This window comes from Neomicrococcus aestuarii (assembly GCF_014201135.1).
Taxonomy (GTDB): Bacteria; Actinomycetota; Actinomycetes; order Actinomycetales; family Micrococcaceae; genus Neomicrococcus; species Neomicrococcus aestuarii.
In genome coordinates, this window is the sequence record NZ_JACHDR010000001.1 from 677,614 (window position 1) to 692,102 (window position 14,489).

The 14,489-nt window shown below is 57.4% G+C and carries 16 protein-coding genes; 8 read left to right on the forward strand and 8 right to left on the reverse strand.

Going from position 1 to position 14,489, the window contains the following annotated elements; translation table 11 throughout:
- Nucleotides 1-68: 68 nt before the first annotated feature.
- Nucleotides 69-383 carry a hypothetical protein gene (locus HD598_RS13415; protein WP_260170474.1) on the reverse strand — a complete coding sequence of 105 codons (315 nt, stop codon included), beginning with the start codon at nt 381-383 and terminating at the stop codon, nt 69-71.
- A 45-nt stretch (nt 384-428) separates the two neighbouring features.
- Between HD598_RS13415 and HD598_RS13420 the strand changes: the two genes are divergently transcribed.
- The 4 genes from HD598_RS13420 (at nt 429) to HD598_RS02985 (ending at nt 3,034) form a co-directional block, all read left to right on the forward strand.
- On the forward strand, nt 429-1,379 hold the full coding sequence (locus HD598_RS13420) for a site-specific integrase (RefSeq protein WP_260170475.1): 951 nt from the start codon (nt 429-431) through the stop codon (nt 1,377-1,379).
- 99 nt (nt 1,380-1,478) lie between these two features.
- A complete protein-coding gene (locus HD598_RS02975) occupies nt 1,479-1,871 on the forward strand; it encodes a hypothetical protein (RefSeq protein ID WP_183663701.1) in 393 nt (130 codons plus the stop codon).
- 472 nt (nt 1,872-2,343) lie between these two features.
- Entirely contained in the window at nt 2,344-2,730 is a 387-nt protein-coding gene (locus HD598_RS02980; protein WP_183663703.1) for a DUF3054 domain-containing protein, read from the forward strand.
- A 25-nt stretch (nt 2,731-2,755) separates the two neighbouring features.
- Nucleotides 2,756-3,034, forward strand: a complete 279-nt coding sequence (locus HD598_RS02985; protein ID WP_183663705.1) for an Lrp/AsnC family transcriptional regulator — start codon at nt 2,756-2,758, stop codon at nt 3,032-3,034.
- 25 nt (nt 3,035-3,059) lie between these two features.
- Here HD598_RS02985 and HD598_RS02990 read toward each other — a convergent pair whose 3' ends face one another.
- Genes HD598_RS02990 through trpD form a run of 3 tightly spaced genes read right to left on the reverse strand, consistent with a single transcriptional unit; the run spans nt 3,060 to nt 5,407 of the window.
- Nucleotides 3,060-3,734 carry a hypothetical protein gene (locus HD598_RS02990; protein WP_183663707.1) on the reverse strand — a complete coding sequence of 225 codons (675 nt, stop codon included), beginning with the start codon at nt 3,732-3,734 and terminating at the stop codon, nt 3,060-3,062.
- Nucleotides 3,698-4,285, reverse strand: coding sequence for a hypothetical protein (locus tag HD598_RS02995; protein ID WP_183663709.1), 588 nt, complete (start codon nt 4,283-4,285; stop codon nt 3,698-3,700). The genes HD598_RS02990 and HD598_RS02995 overlap by 37 nt, the downstream gene beginning before the upstream one ends.
- 51 nt (nt 4,286-4,336) lie before the next feature.
- Nucleotides 4,337-5,407 carry an anthranilate phosphoribosyltransferase gene (gene trpD / locus HD598_RS03000; protein ID WP_183663711.1) on the reverse strand — a complete coding sequence of 357 codons (1,071 nt, stop codon included), beginning with the start codon at nt 5,405-5,407 and terminating at the stop codon, nt 4,337-4,339.
- Between the two features lie 147 nt (nt 5,408-5,554).
- Between trpD and ctaE the strand changes: the two genes are divergently transcribed.
- The 4 genes from ctaE to qcrB all read left to right on the forward strand — a co-directional run bounded on the left by ctaE (nt 5,555) and on the right by qcrB (nt 9,825).
- Nucleotides 5,555-6,193: an aa3-type cytochrome oxidase subunit III gene (gene ctaE / locus HD598_RS03005; RefSeq protein WP_183663713.1), complete on the forward strand. Its 639-nt coding sequence runs from the start codon at nt 5,555-5,557 to the stop codon at nt 6,191-6,193.
- A gap of 47 nt (nt 6,194-6,240) precedes the next feature.
- On the forward strand, nt 6,241-7,026 hold the full coding sequence (qcrC, locus tag HD598_RS03010; RefSeq protein WP_183663715.1) for a cytochrome bc1 complex diheme cytochrome c subunit: 786 nt from the start codon (nt 6,241-6,243) through the stop codon (nt 7,024-7,026).
- A 76-nt stretch (nt 7,027-7,102) separates the two neighbouring features.
- A complete protein-coding gene (qcrA, locus tag HD598_RS03015) occupies nt 7,103-8,155 on the forward strand; it encodes a cytochrome bc1 complex Rieske iron-sulfur subunit (RefSeq protein WP_183663717.1) in 1,053 nt (350 codons plus the stop codon).
- Entirely contained in the window at nt 8,152-9,825 is a 1,674-nt protein-coding gene (gene qcrB, locus HD598_RS03020) for a cytochrome bc1 complex cytochrome b subunit (RefSeq protein WP_183663719.1), read from the forward strand. The genes qcrA and qcrB overlap by 4 nt, the downstream gene beginning before the upstream one ends.
- Before the next feature lie 442 nt (nt 9,826-10,267).
- Here the strand turns inward: qcrB and HD598_RS03025 are convergent, their stop codons facing one another.
- The 4 genes from HD598_RS03025 to ctaC form a co-directional block, all read right to left on the reverse strand.
- Nucleotides 10,268-11,011, reverse strand: a complete 744-nt coding sequence (locus tag HD598_RS03025; protein ID WP_071893583.1) for a GntR family transcriptional regulator — start codon at nt 11,009-11,011, stop codon at nt 10,268-10,270.
- 457 nt (nt 11,012-11,468) lie between these two features.
- Entirely contained in the window at nt 11,469-11,870 is a 402-nt protein-coding gene (locus tag HD598_RS03030; RefSeq protein WP_183663721.1) for a cytochrome c oxidase subunit 4, read from the reverse strand.
- Nucleotides 11,870-13,594, reverse strand: coding sequence for an aa3-type cytochrome oxidase subunit I (ctaD, locus tag HD598_RS03035; protein ID WP_183663723.1), 1,725 nt, complete (start codon nt 13,592-13,594; stop codon nt 11,870-11,872). The genes HD598_RS03030 and ctaD overlap by 1 nt, the downstream gene beginning before the upstream one ends.
- A 5-nt stretch (nt 13,595-13,599) precedes the next feature.
- Nucleotides 13,600-14,466, reverse strand: a complete 867-nt coding sequence (gene ctaC, locus HD598_RS03040; RefSeq protein WP_311538930.1) for an aa3-type cytochrome oxidase subunit II — start codon at nt 14,464-14,466, stop codon at nt 13,600-13,602.
- Nucleotides 14,467-14,489: the final 23 nt, after the last annotated feature.

Consider the following 14,489-nt stretch of genomic DNA (forward strand, 5'->3'; position numbering starts at 1 on the left):
CCTTGGCGACCCGAACCCGCGGCACCTGCCCCGACTGCGGACAGCACAGACTCCTCCCCGGCCCACCCTCAGGCGAGGGAGGACCGCGGTGCGCACCGTGCGCCGGCATCCACCACGACTTCCACTGCACCCGCTGCGGCCACGAAGGCGAGTTCTACCGCCGCGGCATCTGCGCCCGCTGCGCCCTCAGGGACGACCTCACCGCCCTGCTGCTGACCAACCCAGACGATCCGAAAAGTGCAGCAAGGCTGATCAACGTCCTTTGCGAGGCCGAGCGCCCCGAAAGTGTCATCACCTGGAAGCGCTCCCCCAGGGTCCAAGCGCTTTTGGCATCCCTCTCGAGCGGCCAGACACCTCTGACCCACGAAGGGCTGGACAGTCACAGCGACAGCGCAGGACGAGCAGCCGAGCACCTCCGGGCACTGCTCATGCACCACGAACTTCTCCCCCAGCGCGACCCGTACCTCAGCCGCTTCGAGACCTGGATAGACGACAAGCTCCGCGCCCTGCCGGCCGAAGTCGCCAAACCCATCGAACAATTCGCCAAATGGCACCACCTCAGGCGCATCCGGGTCATGGCAACTCCGGACTCGACTGCCCGCGGTCCCGTGCACGCAGCCAAACAAGAGATCACCGAAACCATCAAATTCCTCGGCTGGCTCTGGCAGACCCACCAGCGCACCGCCTCCACCAGCACCCAGCAGGACGTTGACACCTGGCTCTCAACGGGACCAACCACAAGAAAGGCCATCCGGACGTTCTTCGTGTTCGCGAAGAAGACCGGCACGAACACGCGTGTCGAGATCGGCCACTACAAGGCCAAGAGCCGCCCGGCCATCACGCAGGAGGAACGCCTCGCGTGGCTCCGGGAAATGCTCACCGGCAACAGCGAGTCCCCGCCCTACCGGGTCGCCGGCATACTGCTTCTCCTCTATGCCCAGCCCCTGGTCCGGGTGGCCGCGCTCCGCAGCGACGCAATCAGCGTCAACGACAACACCGGGACGCTGAGCATCACCCTCGGCACGCATCCCGTGCCCGTCCCGCAGCCATTCGCGGAACTCCTCACGCAGTACCTCCAAAACCGTCCCAATCTCAGAACGGGATCGGGGTCGGACAGCCCTTGGCTTTTCCCGGGAACCCGGACAGGCCAGCATCTCCACCCCAACACCATCATGGACAGGCTCCGCAGCCTCGGCCTCGAACTGCGCGGCGCGCGAAACACAGCCCTGGACGAACACCTCTCCGCCGCGCCGCCACCACTGGTCGCCGACGCACTCGGCTTCAGCCACCAGGTCGCGTTCCTCCATTCCGAAGCCTCCGCACAGCCCTGGGCACGCTACGCCGACCTGAAGGCAAACCACAACGTCCCGCCGTCCTAACCCCTGCCGGCAGAGCCACAACATCGGCCCGGCAATGGATCCAATGTCGAGGAGGGCAGCCCTAGGTTCCCATCGATTTCGAGCTGACAGAATGGGTCCATGTCGTGGAACCCTCCTGCATTTCCTGAGCCTGACCAAGTTCCACACCCGCGCCTTGCCCCGTATCGCCGACGGGCTGGCCGAATTATTGGTCCAGACGGCGCGTCCGGTTTGATCTATGCAGATGTGGGCGTGTGTTGCACTCAAGTCAGCGGGCACATGTGGTGGCGACGCTGGTCGGCCCCGCGCGAATTCGTGATGCTCTACATGGACTACCCGGACGGGCAGTTCGACGATGCCATGCTGGACGAGGAAGAGCTGGATGATGAAATCGACTCGTGGGAGCGTGGCGAGTTCTCCGGCCAGCCCTACCGGAACGAGGAACCGACGCGGTACCGCTTGGAGTGGCTCAGCGACGACGAGACGTCCCGCGTCCGCGCCAACTTCGTCTGAACCCTACCGGTGGGCCCGAGGACACCTCTAGCCGGGTAGTACGCGTAAGAAACCGCGGTGCACCCAGTCGCCCAGTCGACCCACCCCATCCGGGAACGTCCTGGCAACACGCCCGAACCTGATACGCAGACGTGCCAGTAATGTTTATCGGGCCTCCCCAGTGGCCGTAGCTTATTGAGCTCATTATCGCCTGAGTGCCCATTGTGTTGAGCTTTGTCTGCCTTGTTCTCGGCAGATCTCATTCTCGCTCTGTGCGTCAATCTATGATCTGATGCTCGTAAGTTCTGGCCAGCATTTATCAGCGGGCAAACAATTAGTTAACGCCGACCCTCTGAAGACATATCCATTGGTAATGGCCAGGTGAACCCGCTCTCCCCCGCTGGCCCCTTTAGTGAATCCGACCGGCCGTCCTAGAGTTCAATTGCCGGACTCAAACTCCTTGTAAGCCGTGGCAAGTATCTACAGTGGAAACATGAAGAATTCTGTAAGTCGCTACCTTGTTGACGTTGTTCTCATTGTGGTTTTCACCATGCTGGGCCGTCAGACTCATGAGCATGGCCTCTCCATCCTTGGCATCGCTCAGACAGCAGCCCCGTTTCTCCTTGCCTACTTCCTCATTTCCGTGGTTGCGCGTTTTGCGTGGCCGCGGCGCGTGGGAGGTATCTGGCCGGATGCTGTTCTTACGTGGCTAGTGACGGCGGGCTTAGGTTTGGTTTTCCGCGTACTTTTTGGTGCGACGGCGGCGCCTGCGTTCCAAATCGTCACTTTCGTGACGCTGGGCTTGTTCTTGGTGGCTCATGCCGCAATACGGGCGTTGATTTCGCGAAAGTCTCGGCGAACTGGCCTAAGCTCGAAGTAGGTTTCGATAGTAGAAAGGCTCAGTGATGATTACCGCATTTGTCATGATCCAGGTTGAGGCTGATCGCATCCCAGAATGTGCTCAGGAGATTTCCGAACTTCAGGGAATTAGTGAGGTGTACTCGGTCGCCGGCGATTGGGATCTCATTGCCATTGCGCGAGTGCGTAAGCACGAGGACCTGGCTGACGTGATCGCCAACCAGCTGTCCAAGGTTCAGGGTGTCCAAGAGACGAACACTCAGATCGCGTTCCGTGCCTACTCAGAGCATGATCTGGAAGCAGCGTTCTCGATCGGCCTCGAGTAAACCACTGAGGTGATGTCCTAGAGCGCTAGCGCAGGAGCTGGATAATTCCGTAGCTTGCGCAAGCCCACAACACACTTGCGAAGGTGCCCAGAATGAATCGTTCTGCGGCACCTTCTTTTCCAAGTTCTTTGAATCGTCCAAGGCCTTTGACGCCAAGGACAATGGCAATGCCTTCAGGCCAACCCACTAAGAGTGTGGTGGTGACGGCGATGCGTTCAAGCAATCCAATCCACAATCCCCCGCGCAGGACTGGATCGTGTTCGGTGTTTTCTTCGGATAAGGATTTCAGTTCAACCGCGGAGATGCTTTCGGCTCCGGGAACTGACGTTGGCATGTTGACGGTCGCGGACGTTGCAGCAGCAGGTGCGGGGGCTGATTCTTCGCTTTGATCAAGATCTACGCGGTGCGAGGCCCGCAGGATTGCAACGGTGATGGGTCCGCCACCGAGCGCGGAGACCAGTACACCCGAGATGGCAACGATTACCCCGGGAATGGGGGCACTTTCGATTCTGATACTGCCCACGATTGCTGCGTAGGCGCCAAGAACCAGAATGGTGATTGCGCTTCCGAACACTAAGGCTTTAGAGGACTCCTGGTACCGCTTGATGATCAGCGGAACGGATATCGGCGCAATGAGCACAAATGCTACTAACGCGCTCCACATCATGAACTCAGCTCCCCCAGATCGGTGACGATCCATGCTTTCATGCGTTCGGCCTCATGCCACAATCCATTGGAAAGCCGTAGCGAAACAGCCTGCTGCGAAATGCCGAGGGATTCGCCAGCTTCGCGTTGCGTGAGCCCACTGGCTAGTAACGCACCGGCTTCCGCGGCAGCCGCGCTGCGTCGTCGTTCTATCAAGGAAACCAACTGTAAGGACGCATCGATGCGTTCCGCGGCAATGTAGTGTTCCGGGCGGGCCTTCAAGCAAATATTCGCCGAGTTCTTCTTGGCGCTCTCTACGGCCGTGCGCGCCAGAATGAAGGCCTCACCCGAGCCGGCACGTGTTTCCGCGGGCAGCGGGGTGCTCACCGGTCCCACGCCGATACCCACGGACCATGACCCAGAATTCGCTAAATGCAGCGCAATTCCCAGCGCAATTGCCGGATCATCCAGGACGGCCTGAATTTCATCCCCGGCAGTGCGTTGAAAAGGTCGTACAGTTCGCACACTACGCAAATCTTCAAGTAGTGCTTGAACCTTGTCGGAACCCTTACGAGAACCGCGTTGGTCAATCGTGAGAACCATCATTAGACAAGCCTAGAAGCTTGTATCAATAAAAACAAGCCTAATAGCTTGTGACTACGATTCGTTCATGGCACGCGTGGTGGCCGAGACCCAACTTTCGAGGGCGGTGAGAGCCTTACCGGAATCGATGGATTCTTCTGCGCGTTTGGCTGCCGCGGCAAGACGATCCAACAGCGGATCTTCAGCGGTGATATCGAACGCAACTAGCCCGGCTGCGGCATTCAGTACGACGGCGTCGCGCACCGGACCGCGGGCACCGTTGAGGATGTCAATAACCACCTGGGCATTGTGCTTGGCGTCGCCACCGCGCAAATCCTCGAGGGTGGCGCGGGGCATGCCGAGTGACTGAGCGTCAAACACTGACTCAGTCACCTGACCATTGCGAACTTCCCACACAGAATTCTCTGCGGTGACAGTGAGCTCATCGAGCCCGTCAGCGCCACGGAAGACGAGGGCGCGCTGATTGCGGCGAGCCAAGACGCCAGCCATGAGTGGGGCCATGCGGGCATCCGCGCAACCGATAGCCGAAGCAGTAGGCAAGGACGGATTCGTTAGTGGGCCCATGAAATTGAAGGCCGTCGCCACTCCCAGCTGCTTGCGGGTAGGGGCAGCGAAACGCATCGACGGATGGAAAACCTGAGCGAAGCAGAACGTGATGTTAGCGGTATCCAGGATGGTTTCCAGCTGATCTACCGGCGCATCCAACTTCACACCGAGCGCTTCCATCACATCTGCCGAACCCGAAGAAGAGGACGCGGCCCGATTTCCATGCTTAACAATGCGGGCACCCGCACCGGCGCACACGAGAGAAGCCATGGTCGAGATGTTCACCGTGTTGTGGCGATCGCCGCCAGTACCCACGATGTCCAGCTTCTCTCCCCCAATATTCAGGGGCTTTGCAGCCGCAACCATCGCTTCAACGAGACCGCTCAATTCCTCGACCGTTTCGCCCTTAGAACGTAACGCAACGAGGAAGCCCGCGACCTGAGCATCAGCGGCATTGCCGGCCATGATTTCCGCCATCGCCCAGTTCGCATCCTGTACCAAAAGATCCTCGTGAGAAATCAATCGGGTGATGATTGTGGGCCAATTTGGGAACTTCTGAGCTACTTGTTTCGTTGACACACCGATAGGTTATCTACGTTTCGTAGAAACAGAGGAAATGTTTCTCCCGCGGAATTTCGCGGATTCCCCACTAATTAGGGAAGAAACACATGCGACGCGATTGAAATTGCGTTGGGACTTTGGGCGTGTCACCGACATAATAGGTGGGTGACCACTGCAACTCATGCCCTAAACGCCCCGGCCCACCCGGTGCCGAATCGCCCGAACCTTGTTTCGGTCGGCACCATCGTCTGGCTTTCAAGCGAGGTGATGTTCTTCGCCGCTCTCTTCGCAATGTACTTCACACTGCGTGCCGCTCTGCCCGAATTGTGGGCAACGGAAACGGCGAAGCTGAACGTCCCCTTCGCTCTTATGAATACGATCATCCTCGTCCTGAGCTCGGTAACCTGCCAGTTCGGTGTCTGGGCTGCCGAACGGCACAAGCCCCGCCGATCCGGTGGCCTCTTCCAGTTCAAGGAATGGGGAATGGTCGAATGGTTCGTACTCACCTTCATCATGGGTGCGATCTTCGTTTCGGTTCAGGCGTTTGAATACGTCGAACTCGTTCACCGCGGAATCTCCCTAAGCTCGCACGCTTACGGTTCAGCCTTTTACCTCACCACTGGCTTCCACGGCATCCACGTCGCCGGCGGATTGATCGCTTTCTTGCTGATCATCGGTCGCGCATTATTGGCCCGCAACTTTGGCCAGTTCGAGGAAACGGGAGCAATTGTTGTCTCCTACTACTGGCACTTCGTTGACGTGGTGTGGATTGCGCTCTTCGCAATCATCTACTTCCTCAAGTAGAAGCCGCTAAAGACTGATATCGCTCACACTAGGTAAGGAAAAAGCTCGTGAAGGCTATTTCGCAACGGCGTCGCCATCCGCTCGCCGCATTTGCGCTTCTCATGATTGGTCTGTTGGTCACCGGCGGTTTGTATTTCGCCGCAACAAACTTGAGTGGCGCTAGTGCGTCCACCACGGCGTCCGCTGAGGACGTTGAAGAAGGTGGAAAGCTCTTCGTGGCAAACTGCGCAACCTGCCACGGAATGAACGCTGAAGGCAGCGACGCTGGCCCATCGTTGGTTGGCGTTGGCGCCGCAGCTGTGGACTTCCAGGTTGGCACCGGACGTATGCCAATGCAGATGCAGGGACCGCAGGCCCAGGCTAAGCCGGTTCAGTTCGATGAAGAACAAATTGCACAGTTGTCCGCATACGTTGCATCGCTTGGTGCAGGCCCAGGCATTCCTTCCGAGGAGTACTTGGACAAGGGCGGCGACTCCGCCAACGGTGGAACCGTCTTCCGTGTGAACTGCGCAATGTGCCACAACGCAGCTGCAGCTGGTGGCGCCTTGACCCGCGGTAAGTTCGCTCCAACCCTTGCTGGTGTTTCTGAAAAGCACATCTACGAAGCAATGGCGACTGGCCCACAGAACATGCCAGTCTTCAATGACTCCAACATCACCCCAGAAGAGAAGCGCGACGTCATCACCTTCTTGAAGGAAATCGAAGCTCAGGGATCGCCAGGTGGCGCGCAGCTTGGATCGCTTGGCCCAGTGTCTGAAGGCTTGTTGGTCTGGACTGCCGGACTTGCAATGGTTATCGGATTCACCATCTGGATCACCTCCCGCTCCTCGTAATTCCTTGAATTTTCGGTAGTCTCACTACCAAACATCACTTGCAAACATTCCTATTGAGAGAAGGATGAGACACAATATGGGCAACCATAGTCACGGGGGGCCGAATGAGTCCGGCACCGTTGCTACGGCTGGCCCGGATTCCTCGGAAACATTCCTGGATCCGGGTCTACCGCCGCACCGGCCACGGCTCGCGGACACCGATCCAGCAGCTGCCAAAAAAGCAGAACGCCAAGTTTCTTGGTTGTTCATCATCTCCATTCTTGGCACGCTCCTCTTCTTCGTTTCCTACTTTGTTGTAGGACACACCACTAACATTGCTGACCTTCGCCTTCAGAACATGCTTCTGGGCTTGGGAACCGCATGCGCCATGCTGGGCATCGGCGTAGGCATTGTCCACTGGACCAAGACCTTGATGCCGGACACCGAGTGGGTCCAAGAGCGTCATGAGATCACCAAGGAAGAAGATCGCCAGGAAGCCGCCAAGATGGTTGAGGACATCCTCGACGAATCTGGCATCAAGCGCCGCCCGCTGATCCGTAACACCTTGATCGGTGCCATGGCACTTGCACCTCTTCCGGCAATCTTCATGTTCCGCGACTTGGACACCTCCAAGCTCAGTGCTGGCGAGATGGTTGACCGTCTCCGCTACACCATGTGGGACAAGGATGTTCGCTTGGTTCGCGACCCTTCCGGTCTTCCAATCAAGGCATCCGACGTTCAGATCGGTTCTGCATTCCACGTCATCCCTGATGGCTTGAACGAACTGCACGAAGGCAAGCTGAACGAGAAGGCTAAGGCCGTTGTTCTCTTGATGCGTCTGGATCCTTCGAAGATGCAGATCTCCCCCGGTCGTGAAAACTGGCACGTGAACGGCATCGTTGCGTACTCCAAGATTTGCACCCACGTTGGTTGCCCTGTCGCTTTGTACGAGCAGCAGACCCACCACCTCTTGTGCCCTTGCCACCAGTCGACGTTTGACCTCACGCAGGAATGCAAGGTCATCTTCGGTCCAGCAGGTCACGCACTTCCGCAGCTCCCGATCACCGTGGATCCTGAGGGATACCTCGTGGCTCAGAGCGACTTCAAGTCCCCTGTTGGTCCTAGCTACTGGGAGCGTGGTGAACGATGAGCACTGTTAGCCAGGAATTCCAGCCCAAGACGACTACGGGCAAGATCGCGAACTTCGTAGATCAGCGCGTATCCGCTTCGGCAATGGTCAAGGAATTCGGCCGCAAGGTCTTCCCTGACCACTGGACGTTCATGTTTGGTGAAGTGGCTCTGTACACCTTCGTCATCCTGTTGCTGTCCGGCACTTTCTTGACCTTCTGGTTTGATCCGTCCATGGCGGAGACTCCCTACGACGGTTCTTACAACCCGCTCAAGGGCGTCGAGATGTCCGTGGCTTACGCCTCGTCTTTGGACATCTCCTTCGACATCCGCGGCGGCTTGTTCGTCCGCCAGGTACACCACTGGTCGGCCCTGTTGTTCGTTGCCGCTATGGCAGTGCACATGCTCCGCGTGTTCTTCACCGGCGCATTCCGCCGCCCACGCGAACTCAACTGGGTAATCGGCTGTGTTCTTTTGATCCTGGGTATGGCTGCTGGCTTCACCGGCTACTCCCTCCCCGATGATCTTCTTTCCGGTAACGGCCTTCGCATTATCGACGGTGTTATCAAGGCCATCCCTGTTGTTGGTACCTACATCTCGTTCTTCCTCTTCGGTGGCGAGTTCCCGGGCACCGCGATTATCGGCCGTCTCTACATCCTTCACGTGCTGGTTGTTCCAGCTCTGATCCTGCTCATGATTGCGCTTCACATGATCTTCGTGGTCTTGCACAAGCACACTCAGTACGCTGGCCCAGGTCGCACGGAGCAGAACGTTGTTGGTGCACCGGTTGGACCCGTCTTCGGCGCTAAGGCCGGCGGCTTCTTCTTCATCATCTTCGGTATCGTCGCTCTGATCTCGGGCTTCTTCACGATCAACCCGATCTGGAACTACGGTCCATATGACCCATCCCCCGTTTCCGCAGGTACACAGCCTGACTGGTACATCGGCTGGGTTGACGGTGCTCTTCGTTTGATGCCTGGTGTGCTTGGCGACTTCTCCTTCGAGTGGGTTATTCCACTGCCATGGGGCGCTAACAACCTGGTTCTCAACGTCTTGGCTCCAATGCTTCCTGCCGCCATCCTCATTGGTGTGATGATCGGCTGGCCTTGGATTGAGCGTTGGATCACGAAGGACAACCGCGAACACCACATCGCAGAGCGTCCACGCAACGCCCCATTCCGTACGGCTGTGGGCGTCGCCGGATTCATCTGGTACTGCGTCATGTGGGCTGCTGCCTCCTCTGACTTGATTGCAACTCACTTCCACGTGGCACTGAATGACGTCACCTACTGGTTGCGTGCCCTCTTCTTCTTGGGCCCCATCCTTGGTTTCATCATCACTCGCCGTATCTGCCTCTCGCTGCAGCGCAAGGATCGCGAGATCGTCTTGCACGGTCGCGAAGCCGGCATCATCGAGATGTCCCCAGTTGGCGGATACTCCGAGCGTCACGAGTACCTGGATGAGTACAAGCGTTACAAGTTGGTTGCTTGGGAGTCGCCAGACGTTATCCCTGCACTGCCAAACGAGCAGGGCAAGGTCACGTTCTGGGAGAAGCAGCGTGGAAAACTTTCCCGCTTGTTCTTCGAAGACCGCGTTGCTCCAGTGACGCCACGCGAGCTTGAAGAAGCTATGGCTCACGGTCACCACGCAGTTGAAGGCGACAGCTACTCGGCTAAAGAGCTGAAGCACTAAGCCTTCATACAGCTAAGGGTCTGCCCCTCACGAATTAACTTTCGTGAGGGGCAGACCCTTTTTGCGTTCCACATATGCGGTCCACTCCCCTACGCTTCTGCAAGTCCGGTGCCCGCCAAACCTCAGCTGACCACCAGTGCCAAGCACCAGTACCAACTAGATGTTCGCCGGCAGTGCCCGACCACTAGCACCAACCAGAAGGTCGTCCATAGATGCCAGGTACAGGGTTTGTTGTACCCAAGAGATTTGCCAGAGTGATCGGGTGACTGTGAGGCGCGAGGCCGTCCTCATGCACCAAATGCTAGCTGTGGGCTGGTGAGGTTGTATTCGGCCATAATCTGCTGACGCTGACTTCATGCCTCTACTGCCGGGCGGCAGCGCATGTGCTCTTCTGGCGGGACAGCTAGCAGTAGGGTTCGGTCGAAGTAGGACGAGGTAGGATTTAGGGGCGACCGGGAGCCGCTCGACGTGAACTCGTGCGCACTCGCTCCAGCGGTACCCAGAGCTTGTAACGATCGGCCCGGTACAAGGACACCGAGTAGTCCATCAGCTCTTGACCTACGAAGGCGTGCCTTTGGATGCGCATAAGAGGGACGCCGACGTCTATGCCCAGTAGACGCGCTTCTGAGGGGCTAGCAGCTGTTGCTTCGACTTGATCCTCGCCCCACTGCATCACAATCCCGTAGCGGACCTCTAGGAGGTTGTACAGAGACGATGGCGCCGGCTCGTCCAAGATGCCTGGGACGTACTTGGCGGGCAGATAGTTCTCATCGAGGCTCATCGGCTCTCCATCGGCCAGTAGAAGGCGCTGGAGGCGAATTACTGGTTCACCCTCGCTGAGTTCCATTTCTCGTGCGAGATGAGCATTTGCGGCCCGCTCATCGAAATAGAGGAGTCTGGACGTTGGGACCATGCCTCGTCGCTGCATTTCCTCCGAGTAGGAGGTCAATCGTGCGTGGAGATCCACTTTGGGACGCGAAACAAACGTTCCGACGCCAACAACTCGCTCCAGCACGCCCTCTTCAACGAGAGAGTCGATGGCCCGACGAACCGTCATGCGGGCAACCTCGAAGCGCTGGCTCAAGTCGCGCTCGGATGGAATGGGATCTCGGCTGTTGGGATGGTTGTCCGCCATTTGCTTCAGTTCCAGACGAATTCGTTGATACTTCGGCAGTGACGATGGCATGCGACCATCTTAGAGCTTCGACTGAAGCGTCACCGGTGTTGTCGTTCGGGTTTGAGCGAAGTAGGCGTTGCGCTTCAATCAGAGGTCGTCGATTGGCCCGCCGCAACTCCAGCTAGATGTCAAAGCTTCACATGACCAATATGAGGCCAGTTCAATACAACCCACCCCTATGCGAGTACGGATTGCGACGAGAAAACGCACTGGAGTTGTAGAAATTTGGCCGCACTGTTGGGAGAGGACAAGTGCGTCGGAGGGTGACGAGTGGATGAGCGGCAGGCGACGAGCCATTGGTGGGCAGGTGATGTGCCGGCGATTGGCGGACGGTGGTTCGAAGCGAATGATTCTCGGTGACTTAGTCATTGGTGATCGATTCTCGGAGAAGGAAGCCAAGAGTGGACACAAAAAAGGTCTGGCCCTTCCTGAAACAACAGGAAGGGCCAGACCTTTTAGCTAGAGCTTAGTGGGCGTGATCGCCGCGGCTGTACTCGTAGACCCACCCGATCAGGGCGACTACTGCCAGTCCGGCACCGATGTACGTTACCCAGAAGCCAACTGCGAGTCCCAAGAACCCGATAGCAGCTGCACCGGCAAGAACCAGTGGCCACCAACTCCAGGGGCTGAACGAGCCAACCACACCAGAGTTCTCGTGGATTTCGCCATCGTTACGGTCTTCGGGGCGGGGGCCAACACTCTTTGCGGTCTTCTGCAAGTAGAAGCCGATGAATGCCGACATGATCGCGACCATCAAGATGGCTGGGAAGCCAACCCATTCGTTGAATCCGGTGAGGAAACCGTAAACGATTCCTACTGGAAGGAAGAATGCCGCTCCACCGAGGAAGATGCCAGTTTCAACTTTCATTAGCGCTTATCCCCTTGGTCAGCCGGGCCGAAGATCTTCGCTGCGGCAGTGGTTGGAGTCGTCCGGAATGCGGACAATTCAGGATGGTGCAGATCCAACGCAGGACGCTCGGAGCGGATACGTGGGATCGAGTGGAAGTTGTGACGTGGCGGTGGGCAAGACGTTGCCCACTCGAGCGAAGCGCCGAAGCCCCATGGGTCATCAACTTCAACCTTGCGGCCGTTGCGAGCCGTGATGAACACGTTCCAGAAGAACGGGATCATGGACATGGCCAAGATGATGGAACCAACAGTGGAAACTTCGTTCATAGCGGCGAAGTTATCTTCCACCATGTAGTCAGCGTAACGACGTGGCATACCCAAGACGCCCAACCAGTGCTGGATGAGGAACGTCATGTGGAAGCCAACGAACAAGAGCCAGAAGTGAATCTTGCCAAGGCGCTCGTTGAGCATCTTTCCGGTCCACTTTGGCCACCAGAAGTAGAAGCCAGCGAACATCGCGAAGACCACGGTGCCGAAAACCACGTAGTGGAAGTGAGCAACCACGAAGTAGGTATCGGATACGTGGAAGTCGAGCGGAGGAGCGGAAAGCGTAATACCGGTCAAACCACCGAAGAGGAAGGTAACCAAGAAGCCGATCGACCAAAGCATCGGAGTTTCAAAGGTGATGGATCCTCGCCACATAGTTCCGATCCAGTTGAAGATCTTCACACCGGTTGGAACTGCGATCAGCATGGTCATGAAGCTGAAGAATGGCAACAGGACGACGCCCGTGACGTACATGTGGTGAGCCCACACTGCGACGGACAACGCTGCAATAGCGATGGTTGCGAAAATCAAGCCCTTGTAACCAAAGATTGGCTTACGAGAGAAGACCGGGAAGATCTCAGATACCACACCGAAGAACGGCAGTGCTATGACGTACACCTCAGGGTGTCCGAAGAACCAGAAGAGGTGCTGCCAGAGAATAGGTCCACCGTGTTCGGGGTCAAACACATGCGCCCCGAAGCGTCGATCAGCGCCAAGGGCGAACAGAGCGGCTGCGAATGGCGGGAAGATCATGATGAGCAAGAATGAGGTGATCAACGTATTCCACGTGAAGATGCTCATGCGCCACATGGTCATGCCAGGAGCACGCATGCAGATGATCGTGGTGATGAAGTTGACGGCACCAAGGATGGTACCGAAACCGGACAGTGCCAGACCGAAGACCCACAAGTCGCCGCCAACGCCAGGGCTGAAGGTGGTCGAAGCCAGTGGAGCGTAAGCGAACCAACCGAAGGATGCAGCACCCTGCGGGGTGATGTAGCCGGCCACGGCGATCGTGGAACCGAAGAGGTACAGCCAGTAGGCCAAGGCGTTCAAACGTGGGAACGCGACGTCCGGAGCACCGATCTGAAGTGGCATCAAAACGTTAGCGAAGCCATTGAACAACGGCGTAGCGAACATGAGAAGCATGATCGTGCCGTGCATCGTGAAGAGCTGGTTGTATTGTTCCTTCGTCTGAAGGATCTGCATTCCTGGCTCCCACAATTCAGCGCGAATCATGAGTGCCATGACGCCGCCGATGCAGAAGAACAAGAACGAAGTGATCAGGTACAAGTAACCGATCTTCTTGTGGTCGGTCGTCGTGATCCAGTCAACGACGATCTTTCCCTTAGATACCGGGACCACGCGAGGGGCAATAGCCTTCGCTTCGTCCGTGGCGTATTCGTAGGTAGTCATTGTGCCTACTCCCCTTCGCCTTGTACTGCGCTGTTGACGACGTTCGGCTGGCGGTCGTATTCCTCGCCGAGCTGTCCGTCAGGAAGAGTCGCCAGGTAGTCGTTGAACTCTTGCTCAGAGACAACCTTGACTTTGAAGAGCATTTCGGAGTGGTACTCTCCGCAAAGCTCTGCACACTTACCCTGGAATTCGCCCTCCACCTGAGGGGTCAAGTAAATGTGGTTGGTCTTACCTGGAATCATGTCCAGCTTCTGCAAGAAGGCTGGGATCCAGAAAGAGTGGATAACGTCGCGCGAGTTCAACTCGAAGGTGACTGGAACGTTAACCGGAAGGTACAAAGTGGGGAGACGATCCTCGGCGCCTGCTTCGCCGTCAAGGTGCGCCTGTACGCCAGCGAAGTACTTCTCTTCGCCCTCGTACTGGTAGTTGAAGTCCCAAGCCCACTGCTTAGCGCGAACGTCGATAACGAGCGGCGAATCGACAGGCTCGTCGATTGCGTGCTGCGTAGTGTTCGAGAAGCTATAGAACGTCAAAACGATGATGATCGGCACAGCCGTGTAGAAGATCTCCATCGGCATGTTGTAGCTGAGCTGGCGCGGGTACCCCTCGTCGCCCTTACGGCGGCGGTAGGCGATGATGCACCAGAGCAACAAGCCCCAAGTCAGCAAGCCGATGATAAGAGATGCAATCCAAGAGTTAACCCAGAGCTCTTGAATGGCACCAGTGTGGTTTGTGGTGTCCTTTACGACGTTCGGAAGCCAGCCTCGCTGAACTTCTTCCGAACAACCCGTCAACAGCAGCGTGCCGGCGGCAGCAATGGCGGTAACCTTTGCAACCATCCGGCGGCTACCGGTTCGATCTTGCGAACTCACAGACGGCCCTTCCTCTTCGTTGG